Raw genomic sequence first — 21,232 nt, 5'->3', positions numbered from 1 at the left:
CCAGCTTGTCGCGCCCGCGCAGGAACGAGAGCTCCAGCAGGACCGACAGTCCGGCCCGCGCCGGGGCGCTCTCGTCCACGGCCGTCCCGCCCATCACTTCCCGCCCTGGAGGATCTTCTGGCACTCCTGCTGCGCGGCCTCGAAGTCGGGGTCCTCGCCGACCTTCGCGTCGATCCGGATGCCGCGCTGGCCCGGCTTCGGGTCGGGGAACGCCTCAACGCCGTGCTGCCGCATGCATTCGGCGTGCTTGCGCGCCCGCTCCTGCATCTGCGGGTCGGGGGCGCCGGTGGCGTTCGCCTGCGGGTTGTACTGCCGGCACGCCTCCATCGCCTTGTCGACGGTCTCCTTGTTGCCCTTGACCTTGAGCTGGACGCCCTTGCCGGGCTGGGGGTCGTCCATGTCCACGCCGTGCTCGCGCATGCACTGGGCGAACTTCACGCCCAGCTCGTCCAGGTTCGGCTTGGCGCCGCCGCCCGCCGGGCCCTCCTGCTTCGCGCCGCCCGCCGACGCCACGCCGGTGTCGCCGCCGCCGTCCGAGCCGCATCCGGTCAGCGCCAGCGCCAGCGCGAGCGGCAGCGCCGCCAGGATCCGCAGTCGCATGTCTCCTCCTCGTCCGCCGGCCGGAGCCGTTCCGGCCGATGCCGAGCGATGCAACCCGGCCGGACGTTTCCCCCGCGTTTCCGCGTCCGCGGAGCCGGCGGCTAACGGCGACGAAACACGCCGTCGGGCAGCATCACCCCTCGGAGGAGGAGCGATGAGAGTTCTGGTGGTGGAGGACGAGCGGCTGCTCGCGGACGCGATCGCCGAGTGGCTGCGGGACGACGCGCACGCCGTCGACCTCGCCTACGACGGCGCGGCGGCGCTGGAGCGCACCGGCGTCAACGACTACGACGTGATCGTCCTGGACCGCGACCTGCCGCTCGTCCACGGCGACGAGGTGTGCCGGGAGGTCGTGCGGGCCGGGGCGGCGGCGCGGATCCTGATGCTGACCGCCGCCGCCGAGGTCACCGACCGGGTCGGCGGCCTCGGGCTCGGCGCCGACGACTACCTCACCAAGCCGTTCGCGTTCCCGGAGCTCGCCGCCCGCGTGCACGCGCTCGGCCGCCGGTCCCGGCCGGCCGCGCCGCCGACGCTGCACCGCGCCGGGATCACCCTGGACCCGGCGCGCCGCGAGGTGTTCCGCGACGGCCGGTACGTGCCGCTCGCCCGCAAGGAGTTCGCCGTCCTCGCCGAACTGCTGCGCGCGGACGGCGCCGTCGTCTCCGCCGAGCAGCTCCTGGAGAAGGCGTGGGACGAGCACGCCGACCCGTTCACCGGCGCCGTCCGGCTGACCGTCCTCAAGCTGCGCCGCAAGCTCGCCGACCCGCCCGTGGTCGAGACCGTCAAGGGAGCGGGGTACCGGATCCCATGAAGCTGTCGCTGCGCGCCCGGCTCACCCTCACCTACTGCGGCCTGTTCCTCGTCGCCGGGGTCGTCCTGCTCGGGGTGACCTACGCCCTGTTCAACCAGCAGCTGTCCCGTTCGGGCACGAAGGTCCTCGCGACCCGGCTGGCCCCGGCGCCGGGCACCACGCCCGCTCCGGAGCGGCGCGTCCCGGAGGAGCAGCTGCTGGCCGACACCGAGGGCTGGATGAAGAAGCAGCGGGCCGAGCTGCGCGACGCCGCCATCACGTCGCTGGTGACGCAGGGGTCGATCGCGCTGCTCGTCGTCGGCGGGGCGGCGGCGGGTCTCGGCTGGCTCATCGCGGGCCAGGTGCTGTCCCCGCTGCACCGCGTCACCGAGACCGCCCGGCGGATCGCCGGCTCGCCCGCCGCCGACCGGGGCCTGCACGAGCGCATCGCCCTCACCGGCCCCCGCGACGAGGTGAAGGAGCTCGCCGACACCTTCGACACGATGGTGGAGCGGCTCGACCGGTCCTTCGACGGCCAGCGCCGCTTCGTCGCCAACGCCTCGCACGAGCTGCGCACGCCTCTCACGCTGGGCCGCGCCCTGGTCGAGGTCGCGATGCACCGCGCGTCGGCGTCCCCGGACGTCCGGCAGCTCGGCGAGACCCTGCTGCAGATCAACGCGCGGCACGAGCGGCTCATCGGCGGCCTGCTGCTGCTCGCCCGCTCCGAGAACGAGATCACCCACCGCGCGCCCGTCGACCTGGCGGACGTCGTCGCCCACGTCGCGTCCCAGACCGCGCCCGAGGCCAAGGAGACCGGCATCGCCGTCGAGACCGACGCCGCCGAGGCCATGACGTCGGGCGACGCCCTCCTCCTCGAACGCGTCGTGCAGAACCTCCTGGAGAACGGCCTGCGCCACAACACCGAGGGCGGCTGGGTCAGCGTCGCCTGCCGCACCGAGGACGGCCGCGCCGTCCTGGAGGTCGCCAACTCGGGCCCGTCCGTCCCGCCCTACGAGATCCCGGCGCTGTTCGAGCCGTTCCGGCGCCTGGACGGCGACCGCGTCGTCACCGCGAAGGGCGCCGGGCTGGGGCTCTCGATCGTCCAGTCGATCGTCCGGGCGCACGGCGGGACGGTCAGCGCCGTCCCCCGCGCCCAGGGCGGCCTGGCCATCACGGTCGCCCTGCCCGGCGGCTAACCGCGCGGGATCAGCGCGTCCACGAACGCGTTGCGGAACTTCCCGCCGGGGTCCAGCTCGCCCGCCAGCGCGGCGAAATCGGCGGCGCGGTCGTAGCGGGCGGCGACCTCCCCGGCGGGCGTGGTGCTGAGCTTGCCCCAGTGCGGCCGGGCCCCCAGCGGGACGAGCCGTTCCTGCAGCGCGGCGACCGCGGGCAGCACCCCGGCGGGGTCGTCGTGCCAGGTGAAGTGGAAGGTCACCGAGTCCCTGCCGTACGCCGGGCTCAGCCACAGGTCGTCGCCGCGGACGGTGCGGATCTCGGAGATGTGCAGCACCGGCGTCAGGACGCCGGCGAGCCCGCGCACCTCCGCGATCGCCGCGCCCGCCGCCTCCCTGGGCAGGAACCACTCCGATTGCAGCTCCCGTCCGGCGCTCGGCGTCAGCTCGGGCGGGAAATGGGGCAGCCGCTCGTGCCACGGGCCCGGCTCCCCCCAGCTGGACGGTGCAGGCCGCCGGGTCCATGCCCGGCACCGGGTGGACCGCCGCACTCGCCGCGCGCCCGCCGCCCCACACCGGCTCCGGCGCGCCCGCGCGGCATTTGAGCCACACCGTGGCCTCGCCGCTGCGCCACCCTGTGAACGCGCTGACGCTGTAGGCGGCGCCGAAGACCTCGTCGAACCGGGCGGCCAGGTCGTCCAGCGTGACGCCGAGCCGGACGTTCTGCGCGACCTCGAACGCGGGCTCGACCTCCAGCATCAGCCGCGTGACGACGCCCAGCGCGCCGAGCGCGACGACCGCGCCGGGGAAGCCGGCGTCGGCGTCCCGCCGCAGCTCGCGCAGGTCGCCGTCCGGGCCGACGAGTTCGAGCGCGGTCACGGACGCGGACAGGCAGCGCAGGCCGTCCCCCGACCCGTGCGTGCCGGTCGCACAGGACCCGGCGACCGAGATGTGCGGCAGCGACGCCATGTTCGGCAGGGCGAAACCCTTGCGGTGCAGCTCTACCGCGACGTCCGCGTACCGCATCCCGGCCGCGACCGTCACGGTCGACCGGGCGGTGTCGATCTCCACCTGCGCCGGCAGCCCGTCGAGCCGGACGAGGTCGCCGGTGGTGTCGGCGACCAGGCTGAACGAATGCCCGCTGCCGAGCGCCCGGACCCGCCGCGCGTCCGCCACGACGCGGCGCAACGCGTCCACGGACTCCGGCCGGTGCACCTGCGCGGCGCCGTAGCCGACGTTCCCGGCCCAATTCCTGAGGCGCGCACCTCCGCGTTGATCCACAACGGCACCGTACTTCCGGCGTAGCCCTTCCCATAATGGCCACTTGTGTATTTGTCCATATTTTCCGAACGATTCGCACGTTACGGTGAAAACCAGGTCGATCTAACCGCGGAGGGCCGGCATGACGACCTTGTTCGGCGAGGCGAACGCCAAGGGCGACCTGGTCTCCGGTGACAAGCACGTCCACATGGCGCCGCCCCCCGAAGCCGAGGGCCCGCCCCGGCAGCTCCCGCTGGACGTGCCGGGGTTCACCGGGCGGCGGGACGTCCTCGACCGGCTCAACGCCCTCATCGAACCGCCGGGGCAGTCCCCCGTGATCATCGCGCTGACCGGCATGCCGGGCATCGGGAAGACCGCCCTGGCCGTGCACTGGGCGCACCTGGTGTCGGAGCACTTCCCCGACGGGCAGCTCTTCATCGACCTGCGCGGCTACGCGCGGCGGGGCCCGGTCGCCCCCCGCGAGGCCCTCGGCCAGGCGCTGCGCACGCTGCGCGTCCCGTCCAGCCGGCTGCCCGTCGAGGAGGACGAGCTCGCCGCCCTCTACCGGTCCCGGCTCGCCGGGAAGCGGGCGCTGATCGTGCTGGACGACGCCGCGTCCGCCCAGCAGGTGTACCCGCTGCTGCCGGGCACGTCGTCGTGCGTGGTGGTCGTCACGGCCCGGCGGCGGCTCACCGCGCTGGTCGCGCGCTGCGGCGCCCGGGCGACCGCGCTCGACCTGCTGTCCCCGGCGGAGGCGCGCGACCTCGTCGGCGAGGTCGCCGGGCGGGAGCGGACCCGGCGCGAGCCCGGCGCCACCGCCGAGCTGGTGCGGATGTGCGCGCGGCTCCCGCTGGCGCTGCGGGTCGCCGCCGCGAACCTCGCCACCCGCCCGCACCAGTCGGTGGCCGACACCGTGGACGCGCTCGCGGAGGGCGACCGGCTCGCCAAGCTCGCGGCGGGCGAGGACCCGGACGAGGCCGTCGAGGCCGCGTTCGACCTGTCCTACCGCGGCCTCGCCCCGGACCGGCGTCGCGCGTTCCGGCTCCTCGGGCTCGTCGAGGGGCCGAACGTCGCGGCCGGGGCCGTCGGCGCGCTGCTCGGCACGACGCCGGAGGCCGCCCGGCGCCTGCTCGACGAGCTGGAGACGGCCGGGCTCGTCCAGGCGATCGGCGGCGGCCGCCACCACCTGCACGAACTGCTCCGCGAGTACGCGCGGGACCGGGCGCTCCAGGAGGACCCGCCCGTCGTCCGCACCGCCGCCATCCGGCGGTTCGCGATGTGGTACCTCACCACGGCCCAGCAGGCGGGGCGGTTCCTCGACCGGTACCGCCGGACGATCCGCCAGGAGCTGACCGCGCCGCCGGTGAACCCCGACCCCGCCGAGCGGGCCCGCCACCTCGAATGGTTCGCCGCCGAGCAGCAGAACCTCACCGAGCTGACCCGGCAGGTCGCGCGCCTGCACTGGGACCAGCTCACCTGGGAGCTCGCCGACGCCGTCTACGACTTCTTCGAGCTGCGCCGCTACTGCCACGAGAACCTGGCGGTCCACCGGGCCGGGCTGGAGGCGGCGCAGCGCGGGGCCGACCCGCTCGCCCGCTTCTTCATGCACCACCACATCTCCGTCCTCTACCGGGAACTGGGCCAGACCCAGGAGGCGCTGCTCGAAGCGGCGCCCGCGCTGCAGCTGAGCGTCCAGTTGCAGGACCGGTACGGGGAGGCGGCCGTCCTGGACAACATGGCCCGGACGCACCTGCAGCTCAGCGACTACCGGATGGCCCTGGACCTCGGCAAGCAGGCGCTCGCCATGCGCCGGGAGATCAGCGACCGGCACGCCGAGGCGACCACGCTGGACACCCTCGCGCGCGGCTACCAGGGCCTCAGCGAGTACGACCGGGCGTACGAGTGCGCCGCCGACGCGCTGGAGATCCGCAAGGAGATCGGGGACCTGCGCGGCGAGGCCGAGACCCTCGACAACATGGCCCGCATCTACTACGGCTGGGGCCGGATCCGCGAGTCCCAGGCCGCCACCGAGCAGGCCCTCCGGATCCGCCGCGAGATCGGGGACCGGCACGGCGAGGGCGAGACGCTCGCCTTCCTCGGCTACCTCTACATGCGGATCGGCCGCCACCTCCAGGCCCGCGCCCACGCCGAGGAGGCGCTGAAGATCCGCCGCACGATCACCGACCGGCAGGGCGAGGGGCACGCCCTGGTGTACCTCTCCACGATCAGGCGGCGGCTCGGCTGGCACGAGAAGGCCGTCGAGGCGGGCCTGGAGGCGCTCGACATCCTGCAGGAGCTGCGCGACCGGCACGGCGAGGCGGAGGCGCTCGACAGCCTCAGCCGCTGCTACCGGCGGATGGGCATGTACACGGAGGCCAGGGAGGACGCGAACCGCTCGCTCGCGATCCGCCGCGAGATCGGCGACCGGCACGGCGAGGCCAACACCCTGAACGCGCTCGGCCTGATCGAGCTGAACGCCGGGCGCCTCGGCCGGGCCCGGAACGCGGCGAAGCGCTCGCTGCGGCTGTGCCACACGATCGACGACAAGCGCGGCATCGCCGGCTCCCTCGACCTGCTCAGCAAGGTGTACCTGCGGATGGGGATCGCCGGGAAGGCGCTGCGCACGGCCGAGAAGTGCCTGAGCCTGGAGAACGACCTCGGCCACAGCTACGGCAAGGTCGTCACGCTGCGCAACGTCGGCGAGATCCTGCTGCGGCTGGACCGCCCCGCCGACGCCCTCGTCCGGGTCCGCCTGGCCCGCGACCTCGCGGCGCAGATCGGCGTCCAGCACGAGGAGATCAAGGCGCTCCGCCTGCTCGCCGACATCCACCGGGCCGCCGGCGACCCGGCCGCCGCCGCCACCGAGGCCGAGGCCGACGCCCTCGACCGCCAGCTCAGCCACCTCCTCGGCGACCCCTGACCCGCCCGCCGCCCCGCCGGCTCACCCAAAACCCCTTCCCGACTGGTTGTGGATTTTCTATTCATGAGTTTCGGTCGCTCTTCTGTGGTGCAATTTGCTGCTGAGGCCTGAGTGGGGCCTGTTGTCGCACCCGGGGACGTGCCTTGCTCCCGAATGACCGTTTTCTCACTTGCCGTGGGATTCTCTGGCGGTATTACGGCCACCGCCGCCCGCTGTTCCTGGGCGCCCCGCGCCGCCACTACAGCCTGCACTACCTGTACCGGCACGTTGACCGGACGTACCTGATCTCCCAGGTGCGCAGGGAGCGGGGACGGGTTCCTTTCGAGTGGCAATTCGCAATTATGCGGGCACTCGCCGATACGGCGGCGAGTTCCGTGGTGCGCTCCCCGGTCGAGACCCGGAAGGGCCATTCCTGCGTGGCGGGTCCACGCCACCGCTGGTTCGTCCGCTCCCATACCGAGCACGACCCGGCTCCCGACTGGCTGGCGGTCCCCCTGGTCAGGGACGCCGCGCGCAAGCTCGCCCTGGTGCACCGGAGCGCCGGCGCCGTCGACCAGGCGTCCCTGGACACCGGGCGCACCCGGCTCCACGTCTACGACTGGCCGATGCGCCGGGTCCTCCGGCAGGCCGGCCCGCTGGTCGACGACATGGTGGCGCGGGGGCGCCCGCCGGCCCACATCGAGGCCGTCACGGCCGGGCTGGCCCGGTTGAGCGCCGAGCGGGTCGGGCTCTACCTCGGGCCCAGGGGGCTCACCCACCACGATCTGCGGACCGAGAACCTCCTCGTGCGGGACGGCCGGGTCGTCGAGATCGTCGACTGGGACCGGGCGCACTGGGACGTCCAGTGGTACGACGTCGCGCTCGCCGGGCTGCACCTGGCGCACCTGGGCGCGGACCGGCCGCGCTGGGACCTCGCGGACGCCTTCGTCGCCGCCTACCGGGACGAGACCGAGCACGAGCTCACGGACGAGGCGCTGGCGTGGCTGTTCCGGTTCACGGCGGTGCGGAACCTCGCGGTCTCGCGGTCGCCGGCGAAGTGGGCGCGGCTGCTGCGCGGCGTCGAGGAGCGCTGGCAGAACGGGCCGTCAGCGCTCGTGGACGGTCTTGTCGCCGAGGACCATGTCGCCGTGGACCTCGACGTGGTGGAAGACGGTGGTTCCCTGGGGGCCGTCGGGGTCCGGTGAGCGCTGGGGCGGCGGGGCCGGGCGCGCGGCTGGGCGCGAGGTGGTGCCCGCCAGGTACATCCAGGCTTCGGTGGTGGTCTCCTTCACGGTGACCGTCACGGGTTCGAAGGCGCGCGGGTCGAGCGCGCCGTGCAGGTGGGCGACGAAGGCGTCGTAGACGAACGACGAGACGATGAAGCCCAGGTCGGCGCCCGTCTCGGCGAGGGCGGTCTTGAGGGCGGGCGCCTCCATGAGGCGGGCGGTCTGGATGATGGCCTGGCCGTTCAGGCCCTCGGCGTCGGGCGTGACGGGGCCGACGTGCAGGGCGACGCGGAGCTGGACGCGGACGGCGGGGCTCGCGCGGTGGTTGTGGCGGCGGAGCGCGACGGCCAGGTGGCCGGCGAGCGGGTCGATGAGCGAGGCGGTCGGGACGGCCGGGGAGACGATCACCAGGGCGCCGTCGCCGCGGTCCTCGCGGTAGGTGTCGGCGGCGGGGACGTCGGACACCTCCAGCGCGGCCAGCAGCACCCCGTAGGTGACGTCGCGGACGACGCGGCGGTCGTCGTCGTCGCGGGACGGGTCGCCGAAGCCCGCGACGTCGCAGAAGAGCACGGAGCAGTTGAGCCCCGACCAGGTCGCGAGCGCGCGGTCGGGCGCGCGGTCGAGTGGTGCGTCCACGCACCCCAGTGAACGCCGCCGGCGGCGGGGCGTCCAGGTCGTCCGGCACAGAGCGGCGGGTATTGCGGCGTGTTATGGCCTGCTGGCATTTCCGCGCGTTCGGGGTGCGGTGCGACTTTTGTGGAGTTCCTCGGTCCCTCGCGCGGGGATTTCCGGCCGGAGTTTCCCCCGGCACCGGCACGGAGTCGCGCGGGGGGCGCGGCCCACGCCGGGAGAAATGGCGGAAGCATGAGAACGCGTACCCGACCCGCCCGGGCACGCCGGTGGCTCGCGGCCGGTGCCGCGGGGGTGGCGGCGGCCACCTTCGCGGCGCCGGCCGTGGCGGCTTCGGCGCAGGACCTGCCGATCACGCAGCAGGTGCAGCAGCAGAACCAGTGGTGCTGGGTCGCCAGCGGGCTGACCATCGCCCAGTTCTTCGGAAAGGGGAACGTCAGCCAGAACGACTTCTGCAACCTCGGGCGCGGCTACCCGCGCGGGAGCTACTGCCCGAACCAGGCCGGCTACCTGGAGTACGACCAGCGCGCGTTCCAGGCGCTCGGGCTCTCCCCGGGGCAGGTCTCCGGGCCGCTGTCGCTCTCGTCGGTGCAGGCCGAGATCAACGGGCGGCGCCCGATCCTGACCGGCATCTACTGGACGGCCGGCGGCGGCCACGCCCAGGTCATCTACGGCTACTCCGGACAGACGGTCTCCTACGGCGACCCGTGGCCGTCCAGCCCCCGCTACGGGGAGATGTCCTACAGCAGCTACGTCAGCAACTACCAGTTCCGATGGGGCCAGGCCCTGTCCAGGATCGGGGGTTGAGATGCGCGGCAGTATGAAGATCGCGGCCGGCGCGGTGATCGGCGGCACGGTGATCGCCGGCACGGTGCTGATGGGCGGGAGCGCGGCGCTGGCCGCCGGGCCGCCGTCGGACGAGGCCGCCGCGGCGAAGGCGGCGCAGGCTCCCGCGGCGCAGCAGCGGCTCGCGGAGTTCTTCGTCCACCTGGACCAGCACCAGCGGGGTCAGCTGACGAACCAGGCCGTGACGAAGGCGCAGGCCCAGGCGAAGGCGCCGCGGCTCCAGGGAGCGGCGCAGAAGGTCTACTCGCTGAACCCGGCGTTCGTGAAGGGTGAGAGCGCCCCGGTCGCGACGTTCGCCTACATGGCGGTCGGCGCGGCGTCGGCGAGCGGGCAGCACGCGACGGTGTGGCTGACCGGGTCCGGCGCGAGCTGGCAGGTCATGAACATCATCTCGGGGTCGGACGAGGCGGCCTACCCGGCGCGGGCGGACGGCGGCACGGTGTTCACCGAGCCGCAGATCCACGCCTGGTACCGGCTGAAGGACGGCCGGGTCACCGCCCTCAACGACACCGCCAGGACGTCGGTCGGGAAGGCCGGCGTGACGGTGGCCGCGTACCAGCGGCTCGTGCACGGCCGGTACGCCGACAAGCTCCCCGGGACGGCCTACCAGCGGTCCGGGAAGCTCGGCGGCTACTCGCCGGCGACCGGCGTCCGCGGGCCGGTGCCGGATCGGGGCCCGGCGCCGGCCCTCCTGGCGCTCGGCGCGGGCGGGGCCGTGACCGCCGCGGGCATCGCGGTGGCGCGGCGGCGCAGGGGCAGCTACTAGCGGCTCGGCGCGCGGGTCCCGGAGGCCGGTCCCCCTCCCGGGACCCGCGCGGCGAGCAGTGCCGGGTGCGCTTCGGGGTGCTCGTCCCACCATTCGCGGTAGATCCGCTGGGCCTGGACGAGGCCCAGGTAGACGCCGGTGAATGCTGCGCGCAGCCGCTCCGCCGCCGGTTCGGCCTCGGGGCGCCACATCAGCACCACGCGCTGCGCGAGCGGGTCGCCGGCGATGCGGTGGAACGCGATCCCGTCGCGGGAGGCCGCGGTCGGCTGGTAGAGGCCGACGGCGCGCCCGGACCGGATCAGCGACGCCGAGATCTGCCAGTCGCTCGACCAGTACCGCACCCGCGGGGTGAACCCGGCCTCCGCGCACACGGCGCGGAAGTGGGCGGGCCACGGGCCGTCGTCGAGCGGGTCGTCCAGCCAGTCCCGGTCGGCGAGGTCGGCGAGGTCGACGGCCGGTCTGTCGGCGAGCGGGCCTGCGGCGGCCATCCCGACGAGCAGCGGCTCGCGCTCCACCAGGACGAGCCGCCGCAGCCCGTCGCGCGGGCGCGGGTCGTGGCCGGCCGGCTCCTGGAACAGCCCGATGTCGAGGGCGCCGGAGCCGAGCAGGGCGAGGATGCGGCCGCCGCCCGGGTCGACCCGCAGTTGCAGGCGCGCCTCCGGATGCAGCGCGTCGAGGTGCTCGCCGAGCCCGGTCAGCGCCGGGCACGCCTGGATCCCGATCCGCAGCAGCGGCGGCGCGGCGGGGAGCCGGTGCGCGAGCGCCGCGTTGAGGTCGTCGATGCCGGCGAGCGCGGCGCGGGCGCGGGTGGCGACCTCCGCCCCGACGGGCGTCGGCGTGACGCCCTCCGGCGAGCGGACGAACAGCTGCACGCCGAGGTGGCCCTCGACGCGGCGGAGCATCGTGCTGACGGCGGGCTGGGTGAGGCCGAGCCGCGCGGCGGCCTTGCTGATGCTGCCGGTGGCGGCGATCGCCTCGATCATCCGCAGATGGTGGGGGCCGAGGTCCACGGGCGCTCCTGACCTGTCGTCGCCCCGTGCCGCTGGTTCTCCGCCGCATGCTAGCGCCGGTCCGGCGACGGCGGAATGGCAATCCGTGCCCGACCGGCTCAGCTCGGCCCCGCGTCGCGGCGCAGGTCGCGCGGGCTGACGCCGAAGCGGCGGCGGAACGCGTGGCTGAGCGCGCTCGCGGAGGAGAAGCCGCTCGCGTGCGCGAGGTCGGTGATCGTGACGTTCCGGTAGAGCGGATCGCGCAGCCGGTCCCGGACGAGCCGGAGCCGCTCCTCGCGGATCAGCTCGCGCGGCGTCGTCCCGGCCCGCTGCAGCGCGAGCTGGATCTGCCGCAGCGACCAGCCGAGGTCCTGCGCCATCGCGGTGCCGGTGAGGCCGGGGTCGGCGGCGTGCTCGCGGACGTGCCGGCGCACCACCGCCTCCACCTCCGCGAGGTGGCCCGACGCGGGCGGCCGGGCGCGTCCCGCGACGAGCAGGCACAGCAGCTCGGTGATCCGGTCGCAGGCGGCGTCGAACTGCGGCTCGGACAGGCTGTCGCGCTCCTCCCCGACGGCCCGCACCATGTCGGCGACGACGCGGCCGAGCCCGGCGGTCAGGTCGATGCCGGTCACCGGCAGCGCCGGGACGTTGGGCCGCCCGGCCATCTCGCGCGCCGGGATCGTCAGCACGAGCGCGCGGCCGGGCCGCCGCCGGTCGACCCGCAGCGGCGCGGCCGGCGGGACGAGCCCGCCCGTGCCGGGGCGCAGCCGCGCCTCGCGGGCGCCGTCGAGCATGAGCAGCTCGCCGTGCAGCGGCAGCAGGAACCGGTAGCCCTCGGCGCCGGGATCGGGGCGGCCCTCCTCGTACAGGACGAGCCGGTAGGCGTCGCGCCGGACCGGCCCGCCGAGGAGGTCGTCCACCCGCAGGCCCTTTCCGCCGGTCCGCACCGCGCCGGACCTGGTCCGGAGCGGTGATCGCTTGCGCGCCCGAGCGTAGTACGCGCGATGCCACCGATTCACCTGATTCCAGCGGAAAGTAACGCGATTCAGACTGTCGGTGATCTTGCCGTGCGCCCGGCGGCAGGTTCCTTGCGCGCGGGCACAAGCACGCGCCCCCGAACCGCCCTACGGTGCCGAACCTGTGGCGTGTTCCGCGCCACTCCCCCCACCTCCGGCCCCGCGGCCGGTCCACCTCGCCCGAAAACCCCTCTGCACCGAGGATCTGATGGAGCAATTCCTCCTGGCGGCGGCGTTCGTCCTCGTGGCGGGCGCCGGCATCGCCGCCGCCGCCCTGCTGGCACGCCAGCGGCGGGCGACCGCCGACCTGCGCGAGCAGAACTCCGTGCTCGCCCACGGCCTGGACCTGCGGGAGCGCGAGCTGCGGCACCTCGCCGAGGTCCGGCTGCCCGAGCTCATGGAGTCACTGACCAACCCGGGCGTGCGCGTCACCGGACCGCTGCACGACCTCGACCGCGAGGCCCCCGCGTACGGCCAGGCGATGCGCACCGTCGTGGACCTGTTCTCCGGCGCCACCGCGGGCGTCCGGGAGCGCGCCGACCGGTCGGCGAAGTCGACGCTGCGCGCGATGATGCGCGCCGTGCAGAGCCTCGCGAACGAGCAGCAGCTCGCCATCTCGCACATGCAGGAGCGCCACGACGACCCCGACGTGCTGGAGGGCCTGCTCCGCATCGACCACATGAACGCCCAGCTCGGACGGCGCGCGCAGGCCACCGCCGTGCTGTGCGGGTCGTGGCCGGGGCAGCAGCGGTCGGCGTCCTCGCTGACCGACGTGGTGCGCGGCGCCACCTCCCGCATCCGCGACTACCTGCGCGTCAACCTGGAGGGGTCGCTGAACGCCGCCGTGACGAGCCGCGCCGTCGAGCCGATCGTGCTGACCCTCGCCGAGCTGCTGGACAACGCCGCCCGGCACTCCCGTCCCGACACCGCCGTCGAGGTCAACTTCCGCTCCGCGCACAACGGCGTCGCCATCACCATCGACGACGCGGGCGTCGCGATGGACGCCGACGAGCTGCAGCGCGCGGCGGAGCTGCTGTCCGGCGACGCGTCGGTGGACATCCACCGGCTCGGCGACCCGCCCCGCGTCGGGTTCGCGGTCGCGGGCGTGCTCGCCGCCCGGTACGGGTTCCGGGTGTCGGTCGACAGCCACTCCCCCTACGGCGGCGTGCGCGCCGTGGTGTTCGTCCCGTCCGCGCTGCTCACCGAGATCCCGGACGAGCGGGCGCCCGCACCGGCGGCGGAGCTCCCGGCGGCCGCGGCGGCGGGCGCGTCAACGGCCGGCGGGCTGCCCAAGCGCAGCCGCGTCGCCGTCGCCGAACGCCCCGCCGAACCCGAGGGCGACGCGGCGGCCGCGCCGGACACCGGAGACTCCGGCGGCGCCCCGGTGCCGCCACCGCCCCGGCCGGCGCGGGAGACCGCCGCCGGCCTCGGCGCCTGGCAGCGCGGCACGCGCTCCGGCCGCGCCGCGACGCCGTCCGGCGACCCGTCCGGGTCCGGCGCTGACAGTAAGGATCTGCGGCCATGAACGAGGGGTGGAACGGCGCGATGGACGACGGTACGAACCGGCTCGGCTGGATGCTCGACGACGCGCTGCGGATGCCGGAGACCCGCTACGCGATCCTGCTGTCGGCCGACGGCCTGCTCATGGCGCACTCCGAGCGGATCGGCCGGGACGAGGCGGAGCGGCAGGCGGCCGGCATGGCGGGCCTGCAGTCGCTCGCCCGCAGCACCGCCGAGTTCTGCGGCGACGCGGGCACCACCTGGCGGCAGACGGTCAACGAGTTCGACGACGGCTACGTGTTCCTCGTCGCCGCCGGCCCCGGCGCCTACCTCGCGGTGTCGGCGACGCAGCGCGTCGACATGGAGACCGTGTCGTTCCGGCTCCAGGAGCTGGTGCAGCGGCTGGGCAAGGAGCTGACCAGCCCGCCGCGACCGGGCGCGGGCAGTCCCGCATGACCCCGCGCCGGAACGAGCGCGCCCTGGTCCGCCCGCACGTCGTCACCGGCGGGCGGGCACACCCGACCCGCAACGTCTTCGACCTCGTCACCCTCGTCATCGCCACCGGCGACCTGCCGCGCAAGGGCCTGACCCCGGAAAAGCTCCGGATCGTCGAGCTGTGCCGCGGCGGCGCCCTGTCGGTCGTCGAGATCTCCGGGCACCTCGACCTGCCCGTCGGGGTCGTCAAGGTGCTGCTCTCCGACCTCGTCGACGGCGGGCACCTCACCACCCGGGCCGCCGCGCCCGCCGACCGGCAGCCGAAGGTCCGGCTCCTTCAGGAGGTGCTCGATGGGCTCCGCGCTCGCCTCTGACCCGTCCTACGTCCGCGACAGCGTCCGGACCGCCGTCAAGATCCTCATCGTGGGGCACTTCGCGGTCGGCAAGACCACCTACGTCGGGACGCTGTCGGAGATCCGCCCGCTGCGCACCGAGGAGCGGATGACGCAGGCCGGCGCGACCGTGGACGACCTCGCCGGCATCCGCGACAAGACCACCACCACCGTCGCGATGGACTTCGGCCGCCTCACCCTCAGCGACGACCTCGTCCTGTACCTGTTCGGCGCCCCCGGCCAGCAGCGGTTCACCCGGCTGTGGGACGACCTGGCGCGCGGCGCCCTCGGCGCGCTGATCCTGGTGGACACGGCCCGGCTCCAGGAGTCGTTCGCCGTCATGGACATCGTGGAGAAGCAGGGCCTGCCGTACGCGGTGGCCGTCAACCACTTCGACGGCTCGCCCGTCTTCCCGGAGGGCGAGGTCCGCGAGGCCCTCGACCTCGCGCCCGGCACGCCGCTGGTCACCTGCGACGCCCGCGACCGCAGGTCGTCCACCGAGACGCTGATCTCCCTCGTCGACCACCTCCTCACCCTGGACACGGAAACGGCATGACCGAACCGGAGCGCTTCCCCCTGTACGGCCCCGAGTACGCCCGGGACCCCGCCGCCACCTACGCCCGGATGCGCGCCCACGGCGACCTCGCGCCCGTCGAGCTGGCCCCCGGCGTCCCGGCGACGCTGGTCATCGGGTACGAGGCCGCGCTGGAGATCCTGCGCGACCCCGACACCTTCCCGCGCTGCAGCGAGGTGTGGGAGGAGGAGGTCGGCCCGAGCTGCCCGGTGCTGCCGATGATGATGGCGCGGCCGAACGCGCTGTTCACCAACGGCGCCGTGCACGCGCGCCTGCGGTCGGTGATCGTCGACAGCCTCGACCGCATCGACCCGGCGGCGCTGCGCGAGCACACCCAGGTCAGCGCCGACACCCTCATCGACCGGTTCGCGGGCGACGGCAAGGCCGACCTCATCGGCCAGTACGCCCGCACGCTGCCGCTGCTGGTGTTCAACCAGATGTTCGGCTGCCCCCGCGACATCGGCGACAAGCTCGTCCGCGGCATGAGCGCCATCTTCGACGCCGTGTCCGCCGAGGAGGGCAACGCGCTGCTCGCCGAGGGCAACGCCGAGCTCGTCGCCTACAAGCGGGCGAATCCCGGCGCGGACGTGACGTCGTGGATGATGCGGCACCCGGCCGGCCTCGACGACCTGGAGATGGCCCACCAGCTCACGCTGCTGATCGGCGCCGGCACCGAGCCGGAGCAGAACCTCATCGCCAACGGCATCCTGCTGCTGCTGTCGGACGACCGGTTCGGCGGCGACCTCGCGGGCGGCAGCATGCCCGTCGAGGACGCGCTCGACGAGATCCTGTGGACCGACCCGCCGATGGCCAGCTACGGGACGACGTTCCCCCGCCGCGACATCGACTTCCACGGGCACCTGCTGCCCGCCCACCAGCCCGTCCTGATCGGCTACGCCGCCGCGAACACCGACCCGTCCCGGTCGGTGGCCGACCGGAAGGGCAACCGCGCGCACCTGTCGTTCGCCGGCGGGCCGCACACCTGCCCGGCCAAGAGCCACGCCCGGCTGATCGCGTCCGCCGCCATCGAGGTGCTCCTGGACCGGCTGCCCGACCTGGACCTCGCCGTCCCGCGGGACGCGCTGGAGTGGCGTCCCGGCCCGTTCCACCGCGCCCTGGTCGCCCTGCCGGTCACGTTCCCGCCCGCGGAGACACGCTGACCTGAACCAGCGGCGGGGGTGCGCGCATACCACCGGCCGTGACGGCACCTGAGGCGATCCCCGACCCGCCCGCGGCCCGCACCGACCGGACGATGCTCGCCATCGGCGCCGCCGCGCTCGCGCTGGTCGTCCTCGCGCTGGTGGTGCGGCTGGGCGGCGCGTTCAGCGAGACCGCCGTCCCCGGCCTGTCGCGGGCGGGGGCGCTCACGAAGACCGGGCTGTCGGTCGCCAAGCTCGGCGGCGATGTCGCGGCGGTCCTCACGGTCGGCTGGCTGCTGGTGGCCGCCGTGTTCGTGCCGGGGACGTCCGGCACCGGCCGCCGCTGCCTGCGCGCAGCGTCGCTGACCGCGCTGGCGTGGGCGCTGTGCACGCTGGCGCTGATCGTGTTCACCGTCCTCGACCTCTTCGGGACGGGCCTCGGCGGCGTCACCGGGAACATGCTGCGGACGCTGCTCATCGAGCTGCCGCAGGGCCGGGCGCTGCTGCTGGTCCTCGCCGCCGCGCTCGCCCTGGCCGTCGCGGCGAGCCTGCCCCGCGCGGCGGGCGGCGCCGGATACCTGCTCGCGGGCGCGCTCGCCGCGATGCTGCCGCCGCTGTTCACCGGGCACGCCGCGAGCGCCGCCAACCACGCGCTCGCCGTCTGGAGCCTCGCCGCCCACGTGGCGGGCGCCGCGCTGTGGGTCGGCGGGCTCGTCGCCCTGGTCACCCTCGCGCCCGGCATGCGGGACGGCCTGCCCCGCGTCGCCGAGCGGTACAGCGGCCTCGCGCTCGCCGCGTTCGCCGTCGTCGGCGCCAGCGGCGCGGTCAACGCCTGGGTGCGGCTCGGCGGCGTCCACCTCGGGTCGCGGTACGGGATGCTGGTCGTGGCGAAGGGCGCCGCGCTCGCCGTGCTCGGCGCCCTCGGCTGGTGGCACCGCCGCGCCACGCTCCCCGCGCTCCGGGACGGCGCGAACCGCCGCCCCTTCCTGCGCCTCGGCTCGGTCGAGGTCCTCGTCATGGCGGCGACGATGGCGCTCGCCGCCGGGCTGTCCCGCACACCGCCGCCGGAGAACGCCCCGGGCACCCTCGACGTCGTCGCGCTGCGGCTCGGCTTCCCGCTGCCCGGCCCGGCCGGGCTCGGCCCCTACCTCCTCGACTGGTGGGTCGATCCGCTGTTCGCCGTGCTGATCGTCACCGCGGCCGTGCTGTACGGGGTGGGCGTCGCACGCGTCCGGGACTGGCCGGCGCGCCGCAGCGCGGCGTGGGCCGCCGGCCTGCTCGTCCTGCTGCTCGCCACCGCGAGCGGGATCTCCCGCTACAGCATGGTGCTGTTCAGCGCGCACGCCGTCCAGCACGTCCTCGTCGGGCTCATCGCGCCGCCGCTGCTGCTGTACGGGGCTCCGGTGCGGCTCGCGCTCCAGGCCATGCGCGGGGAGGGCCGCGCGCTGCTCGCCGCCGCAGCGGGCAGCCGGGGGCTGCGGGCGCTCAGCCATCCGGCGGTCGCGTGCCCGCTGCTGCTGCTCAGCCTCTACGCGTGGTATGTGTCGCCGCTGTTCCCGCCGTCGCTCGGCAACCACGCGCTCCACTCACTCGCCATGCTCGCCTTCCTCGCCGCCGGGCTGGCGTACTTCCACGGCGCGACGGGCGCGCTCGTGCCGTTCGCCCTGCTGCCGCTGCACGTGCTCGCCGGGGTGGCGCTCATGCGGGACGGGACCGTCCTCGGCAACTGGTACGAGGACCTCGGCCGCACCTGGGGCCCGCCACCGCTGGACGACCAGCACTTCGGCGCGCTGCTGCTGTGGACCGCCGCGGCCGCCGTCACGGCGGCGCACGGCGCCCACGGACTCTCCCGGCGCTACGGGCTACTCCGGCGCTACGGGCTACTCCGGCGCTACGGACTCACCCGGTACTACGGGCGGGGCCGCCGGTCGACGACGCGGCTGAGCGCCTCCACGACCGTCGGGTCGTACTCGGCGGCCGAGTCGAGCCGGAGCCGCTCCAGCACGGCGGCGCCCCGGTCGCGGTCGGCGGAGTCGCCGACGAGGTCGTCGTAGGCGTTGGCGACCTTGATGATGCGGCTGGCGAGCGGCGGCGGCAGCGGCCGCTGCCCACCCGCGTCACCGGCCGGGTCGCGGCCCGTCCGGTACGGGTGCGAGGACAGCTGCACGACGTGGGCCACCCGGTCCAGCACCCCGGTCTGCTTGATCACCTCGGCGCCCAGCTCGGCGATGCGGCGCTGCTCGGCCGGGGACGCCAGCACGGTCGCGCCGCCCGGGATCGGGTCGCCGAGCGACAGCTGCCCGATGTCGTGCATCAGCGCCGCGTACTCCAGTTCGAGCAGCTCCTCCTCGGCCATGCCGAGCTCGCGGCCCATCGCGACCGCGAGCCGCGCCACCCGCCGCGAGTGCCCGGCCTCGACGTAGCCGCCGACCTCGGTGACCCGCGACAGCGCGCGGACGGTCTCCAGGTAGGTGGCGCGGATCCCGGCGTACCGGCGGAACGCGAACTGCGTCACCAGGATCGGCACGGTGAAGATCAGCAGCGCGGCCTCGCCCATCGCGGTCGTCGCGACCGCGATCAGCATGGCGGTCGCGCTGGTCGCCGCGCACAGCGCGATCTTCGCCTCGATCTCGTCGCGCAGCGCGATGCCGAACCGCGCCCGGACGGTCTCCGCCCGGATCACCGCGGCGATCAGCACGTCGCTGAAGCACGACGCGACCACGACGAGGCCCATCACGGCCAGCAGCAGGTACCAGGCGAGGTCGAGGGTCAGCACCGGCCGGAAGCACAGCGCGATGACGGCGACGTTGAACAGCCGGCGGGCCATCGCGTCCGGCCGCGGCATCCGGCCCACCGCGATGTGCGGCAGCGAGCCGACCAGCATGCCGACCGCGGTGACGGCGACGACCTGCAGCGCGGAGTGCTCGGCCGGGACGACGCCGAGCGGCGCGCCCGGCGGGGCGCCCTCGGGGCCGACGCCGACCAGCAGCGCGTACCCCATCGCGCCCGCGGTGGCGATCGGGGCGACCTCCCGGTTGCCCGGCATCACCATGCGGAACAGCTCGCCCAGCGCGATCAGCACGCCGAACATGATCGCGATGTCGGCCTGCCGGAGCCCGACCGCGGCGACCTGGGTGACGGCGACGACGACGAACAGCCCGGCGGTCGCGATGAGCAGCAGCTGGCCGGAGTCGATGGTCTGCCACGCCGCCCGTTCCCGGGCGGGCATCTGGCCGGTGGTCACTGGTGCCGCACCTCGTCGCCGCCGGTGACCCGCAGCGGGGCGCTCGGGTCGTCGTGGTCCTGCCGGGTGGTCTCGACGACGTCGTCGTCCGGCAGCACGACCGGGTCGGGCGGCTCCCAGCCCTCGCGGTCGAGCGCGCGCAGGAACGCCTCGACCATCTCGGGGTCGAAGTGGTCGCCCATCCCGCGTCGCAGCTCGGCCACGGCCTCCTCGATGCTGCGGGCGGCCCGGTAGGAGCGCGTCGAGGTCATCGAGTCGAACGCGTCCGCCACCGAGATGACCCGGGCGAACTCGGGGATCTCGTCCCCGGCGAGGCCCATCGGGTAGCCGCGGCCGTTCATCTTCTCGTGGTGGTGCATGATCCCGGCGAGCGCCTCGTCCAGGAACCCGATCTCGCGGACGATCTCCAGCCCGCGCATCGGGTGCAGCTGGATCGCGGCGAACTCCTCCTCGGTCATCGGCCCGTTCTTCTGCAGCACCTTGGTGGGGACGCCGAGCTTGCCGACGTCGTGCAGCATCCCGGCGTAACGGATCGCCTCGACCCGGTCGGCGCGCATCCCGATCTCCTGCGCGATCATCACCGAGCCGCGGGACACGCGCTCGGAGTGCCCGCGGGTGTAGTAGTCCTTGGTCTCGACCGCCTGGCACAGCGCGGCGAGGGTGGCGGCGTGCGCCTGCTGCTGCGCGTACGCCTGGTCCATCGCCCAGCGGGCGATGAACAGCGGGAGCAGGACGAGCACGGCGGCGAACGGGCCGACCCGCGGCCACAGCCCGGCGATCAGCAGGCCGACCATGCCGTACCCGAGGCAGCCGACGGCGAGCTGGCCGCTCTCGTGCAGCAGCTCGCGCGGCGCGGCCTGCCGGCTGAGCAGCAGGACCCCGGCGGTCAGCGCCAGGTTGACCACCACGAACGCGACCAGCGCGCCGAGGAACGGCCCGATGACGTGCTCGACCCAGCGGGCCTTCTCCGGGTGGAAGCGGTCGCCGCCGAGCAGCTCGAAGACCGTCCCGGAGACGAAGCCGCTGAGCGCGAACTGCGCGCCGTTGAACACGCGCTTGACCGGGGCGAAGAACCGCTGCCCGGTGACCACGGCGACCAGGCCGAGCAGCGCGGCGCCGGTGGGGCCTAGCAGCACCACCGAGGCCAGGCTCGCGGCGAAGCTCAGCGACACCCTGGCGCGCGCGACGGTCAGCCGCGCGGGCGCCGAGTCGCAGACCAGGAACAGCAGGGCCAGCACGACCAGCTTGCCCCAGTCCAGCTCCGCGAAGGACGAGGTCGCGATGAGGCCGGCCGCGACGGCCACCACACCGCTGACGTACGCCCAGGCAGCGAGAGGAAGTCCACGCATTGCCGCCCCTCGGGGAGTGACGAGATGGCGGGCCGCCGCCGGGGTGCTGTGCGCCTGCCGGCACCTAGACCCAGGACACGCCCTTGGTCAGCATCAACGACGACGCCGGGGCGCTCGGGCACCGGCCGTGTCCTGCCGGCGACACGCGTTCGTGCATGGCTCCTTGCCTCCCCCCGCCGATCCGGGCCGTCCCGGCCTCGCGGCCGGCCTTCCGAGGGGCCGGGCGCGGGGCCCGGCTTCCCGGGCGAGCACATACCCCGAATTGCATCGGCACGCACGTGCTCCCGTCGCTGATTTCGGCATAAGCCTAACGCGAACTGCCCAGGTCACACAGGCGTCAGGGAAAAACTGAGCAAAGCGTGAACCGACCGTCACCATAGGTGATCAATTGCCCCGGTGAATACA

At 74.5% G+C, this 21,232-nt stretch carries 17 protein-coding genes and 2 pseudogenes; 12 read left to right on the top strand and 7 right to left on the bottom strand.

Annotated elements, in window-relative coordinates:
* Positions 1–93: 93 nt before the first annotated feature.
* Positions 94–600 carry a hypothetical protein gene (locus AB0K34_RS16105; protein ID WP_301177875.1) on the bottom strand — a complete coding sequence of 169 codons (507 nt, stop codon included), beginning with the start codon at positions 598–600 and terminating at the stop codon, positions 94–96.
* Positions 601–754: 154 nt separating this feature from the next.
* Here AB0K34_RS16105 and AB0K34_RS16100 point away from each other — a divergent pair, with 154 nt between their 5' ends.
* Together AB0K34_RS16100 and AB0K34_RS16095 are read left to right on the top strand one after the other, a co-directional pair.
* Positions 755–1,411 carry a response regulator transcription factor gene (locus AB0K34_RS16100; RefSeq protein ID WP_301177874.1) on the top strand — a complete coding sequence of 219 codons (657 nt, stop codon included), beginning with the start codon at positions 755–757 and terminating at the stop codon, positions 1,409–1,411.
* A complete protein-coding gene (locus tag AB0K34_RS16095; protein ID WP_138633176.1) occupies positions 1,408–2,586 on the top strand; it encodes a HAMP domain-containing sensor histidine kinase in 1,179 nt (392 codons plus the stop codon). The genes AB0K34_RS16100 and AB0K34_RS16095 overlap by 4 nt, the downstream gene beginning before the upstream one ends.
* Here the strand turns inward: AB0K34_RS16095 and AB0K34_RS16090 are convergent.
* Positions 2,583–3,843: pseudogene (locus AB0K34_RS16090) on the bottom strand (FAD-binding protein). The gene AB0K34_RS16095 and the pseudogene AB0K34_RS16090 overlap by 4 nt on opposite strands.
* Positions 3,844–3,964: 121 nt before the next feature.
* Between AB0K34_RS16090 and AB0K34_RS16085 the strand changes: the two are divergent.
* Both AB0K34_RS16085 and AB0K34_RS16080 read left to right on the top strand, forming a co-directional pair.
* On the top strand, positions 3,965–6,742 hold the full coding sequence (locus AB0K34_RS16085) for a tetratricopeptide repeat protein (protein ID WP_364549251.1): 2,778 nt from the start codon (positions 3,965–3,967) through the stop codon (positions 6,740–6,742).
* Between the two features lie 143 nt (positions 6,743–6,885).
* Positions 6,886–7,926, top strand: a complete 1,041-nt coding sequence (locus AB0K34_RS16080; RefSeq protein WP_364549248.1) for a phosphotransferase — start codon at positions 6,886–6,888, stop codon at positions 7,924–7,926.
* Here AB0K34_RS16080 and AB0K34_RS16075 read toward each other — a convergent pair.
* The gene (locus AB0K34_RS16075; RefSeq protein WP_364549245.1) at positions 7,828–8,583 is read right to left on the bottom strand and encodes a hypothetical protein; all 756 of its coding nucleotides are present in this window, start codon (positions 8,581–8,583) and stop codon (positions 7,828–7,830) included. The genes AB0K34_RS16080 and AB0K34_RS16075 overlap by 99 nt on opposite strands.
* 228 nt (positions 8,584–8,811) lie before the next feature.
* Between AB0K34_RS16075 and AB0K34_RS16070 the strand changes: the two genes are divergently transcribed.
* Together AB0K34_RS16070 and AB0K34_RS16065 are read left to right on the top strand one after the other, a co-directional pair.
* The gene (locus AB0K34_RS16070) at positions 8,812–9,384 is read left to right on the top strand and encodes a papain-like cysteine protease family protein (protein ID WP_138638256.1); all 573 of its coding nucleotides are present in this window, start codon (positions 8,812–8,814) and stop codon (positions 9,382–9,384) included.
* Between the two features lies 1 nt (position 9,385).
* On the top strand, positions 9,386–10,189 hold the full coding sequence (locus tag AB0K34_RS16065; protein WP_364549242.1) for a hypothetical protein: 804 nt from the start codon (positions 9,386–9,388) through the stop codon (positions 10,187–10,189).
* Here AB0K34_RS16065 and AB0K34_RS16060 read toward each other — a convergent pair.
* The gene (locus AB0K34_RS16060; protein ID WP_364549241.1) at positions 10,186–11,199 is read right to left on the bottom strand and encodes a LysR family transcriptional regulator; all 1,014 of its coding nucleotides are present in this window, start codon (positions 11,197–11,199) and stop codon (positions 10,186–10,188) included. The genes AB0K34_RS16065 and AB0K34_RS16060 overlap by 4 nt on opposite strands.
* 98 nt (positions 11,200–11,297) lie before the next feature.
* Positions 11,298–12,125: a helix-turn-helix domain-containing protein gene (locus AB0K34_RS16055; protein ID WP_364549239.1), complete on the bottom strand. Its 828-nt coding sequence runs from the start codon at positions 12,123–12,125 to the stop codon at positions 11,298–11,300.
* 277 nt (positions 12,126–12,402) lie between these two features.
* On the opposite strand from AB0K34_RS16055, the gene AB0K34_RS16050 reads away from it, so the two are divergent.
* The 6 genes and pseudogenes from AB0K34_RS16050 to AB0K34_RS16025 form a co-directional block, all read left to right on the top strand.
* Positions 12,403–13,719, top strand: coding sequence for an ATP-binding protein (locus tag AB0K34_RS16050; RefSeq protein ID WP_364549236.1), 1,317 nt, complete (start codon positions 12,403–12,405; stop codon positions 13,717–13,719).
* Positions 13,716–14,150: a roadblock/LC7 domain-containing protein gene (locus AB0K34_RS16045; RefSeq protein WP_240807972.1), complete on the top strand. Its 435-nt coding sequence runs from the start codon at positions 13,716–13,718 to the stop codon at positions 14,148–14,150. Before AB0K34_RS16050 ends, AB0K34_RS16045 begins: the two co-directional genes overlap by 4 nt.
* A complete protein-coding gene (locus AB0K34_RS16040) occupies positions 14,147–14,503 on the top strand; it encodes a DUF742 domain-containing protein (RefSeq protein WP_138638252.1) in 357 nt (118 codons plus the stop codon). Before AB0K34_RS16045 ends, AB0K34_RS16040 begins: the two co-directional genes overlap by 4 nt.
* On the top strand, positions 14,481–15,077 hold the full coding sequence (locus AB0K34_RS16035; protein ID WP_364549233.1) for an ATP/GTP-binding protein: 597 nt from the start codon (positions 14,481–14,483) through the stop codon (positions 15,075–15,077). The genes AB0K34_RS16040 and AB0K34_RS16035 overlap by 23 nt, the downstream gene beginning before the upstream one ends.
* Positions 15,074–16,255: a cytochrome P450 gene (locus AB0K34_RS16030; RefSeq protein ID WP_301177608.1), complete on the top strand. Its 1,182-nt coding sequence runs from the start codon at positions 15,074–15,076 to the stop codon at positions 16,253–16,255. The genes AB0K34_RS16035 and AB0K34_RS16030 overlap by 4 nt, the downstream gene beginning before the upstream one ends.
* Positions 16,256–16,347: 92 nt before the next feature.
* Positions 16,348–18,051 (top strand): annotated as a pseudogene (locus AB0K34_RS16025) (cytochrome c oxidase assembly protein); the annotation flags it as partial.
* A 92-nt stretch (positions 18,052–18,143) separates the two neighbouring features.
* Here AB0K34_RS16025 and AB0K34_RS16020 read toward each other — a convergent pair.
* Positions 18,144–19,463, bottom strand: a complete 1,320-nt coding sequence (locus AB0K34_RS16020) for an HD domain-containing phosphohydrolase (RefSeq protein ID WP_138638260.1) — start codon at positions 19,461–19,463, stop codon at positions 18,144–18,146.
* 11 nt (positions 19,464–19,474) lie between these two features.
* Positions 19,475–20,827, bottom strand: a complete 1,353-nt coding sequence (locus tag AB0K34_RS16015; RefSeq protein WP_138638249.1) for an HD-GYP domain-containing protein — start codon at positions 20,825–20,827, stop codon at positions 19,475–19,477.
* Between the last annotated feature and the right edge of the window lie 405 nt (positions 20,828–21,232).

Origin of the sequence: Actinomadura sp. NPDC049382, from assembly GCF_040677125.1 — a bacterium.
Taxonomy (GTDB): domain Bacteria; phylum Actinomycetota; class Actinomycetes; order Streptosporangiales; family Streptosporangiaceae; genus Spirillospora; species Spirillospora geliboluensis.
Note: the sequence above shows the minus strand (reverse complement) of the source record. Positions and strands in the feature narration are given on the sequence as shown.

What these genes read in the sequence shown, in the direction of transcription:
- AB0K34_RS16105 (WP_301177875.1), bottom strand. Translation starts at nt 600, where the DNA reads ATGCGACTGCGGATCCTGGCGGCGCTGCCGCTCGCGCTGGCGCTGGCG.
- AB0K34_RS16100 (WP_301177874.1), top strand. Translation starts at nt 755, where the DNA reads ATGAGAGTTCTGGTGGTGGAGGACGAGCGGCTGCTCGCGGACGCGATC.
- AB0K34_RS16095 (WP_138633176.1), top strand. Translation starts at nt 1,408, where the DNA reads ATGAAGCTGTCGCTGCGCGCCCGGCTCACCCTCACCTACTGCGGCCTG.
- AB0K34_RS16085 (WP_364549251.1), top strand. Translation starts at nt 3,965, where the DNA reads ATGACGACCTTGTTCGGCGAGGCGAACGCCAAGGGCGACCTGGTCTCC.
- AB0K34_RS16070 (WP_138638256.1), top strand. Translation starts at nt 8,812, where the DNA reads ATGAGAACGCGTACCCGACCCGCCCGGGCACGCCGGTGGCTCGCGGCC.
- AB0K34_RS16065 (WP_364549242.1), top strand. Translation starts at nt 9,386, where the DNA reads ATGCGCGGCAGTATGAAGATCGCGGCCGGCGCGGTGATCGGCGGCACG.
- AB0K34_RS16050 (WP_364549236.1), top strand. Translation starts at nt 12,403, where the DNA reads ATGGAGCAATTCCTCCTGGCGGCGGCGTTCGTCCTCGTGGCGGGCGCC.
- AB0K34_RS16045 (WP_240807972.1), top strand. Translation starts at nt 13,716, where the DNA reads ATGAACGAGGGGTGGAACGGCGCGATGGACGACGGTACGAACCGGCTC.
- AB0K34_RS16040 (WP_138638252.1), top strand. Translation starts at nt 14,147, where the DNA reads ATGACCCCGCGCCGGAACGAGCGCGCCCTGGTCCGCCCGCACGTCGTC.
- AB0K34_RS16035 (WP_364549233.1), top strand. Translation starts at nt 14,481, where the DNA reads ATGGGCTCCGCGCTCGCCTCTGACCCGTCCTACGTCCGCGACAGCGTC.
- AB0K34_RS16030 (WP_301177608.1), top strand. Translation starts at nt 15,074, where the DNA reads ATGACCGAACCGGAGCGCTTCCCCCTGTACGGCCCCGAGTACGCCCGG.
- AB0K34_RS16020 (WP_138638260.1), bottom strand. Translation starts at nt 19,463, where the DNA reads ATGCCCGCCCGGGAACGGGCGGCGTGGCAGACCATCGACTCCGGCCAG.
- AB0K34_RS16015 (WP_138638249.1), bottom strand. Translation starts at nt 20,827, where the DNA reads ATGCGTGGACTTCCTCTCGCTGCCTGGGCGTACGTCAGCGGTGTGGTG.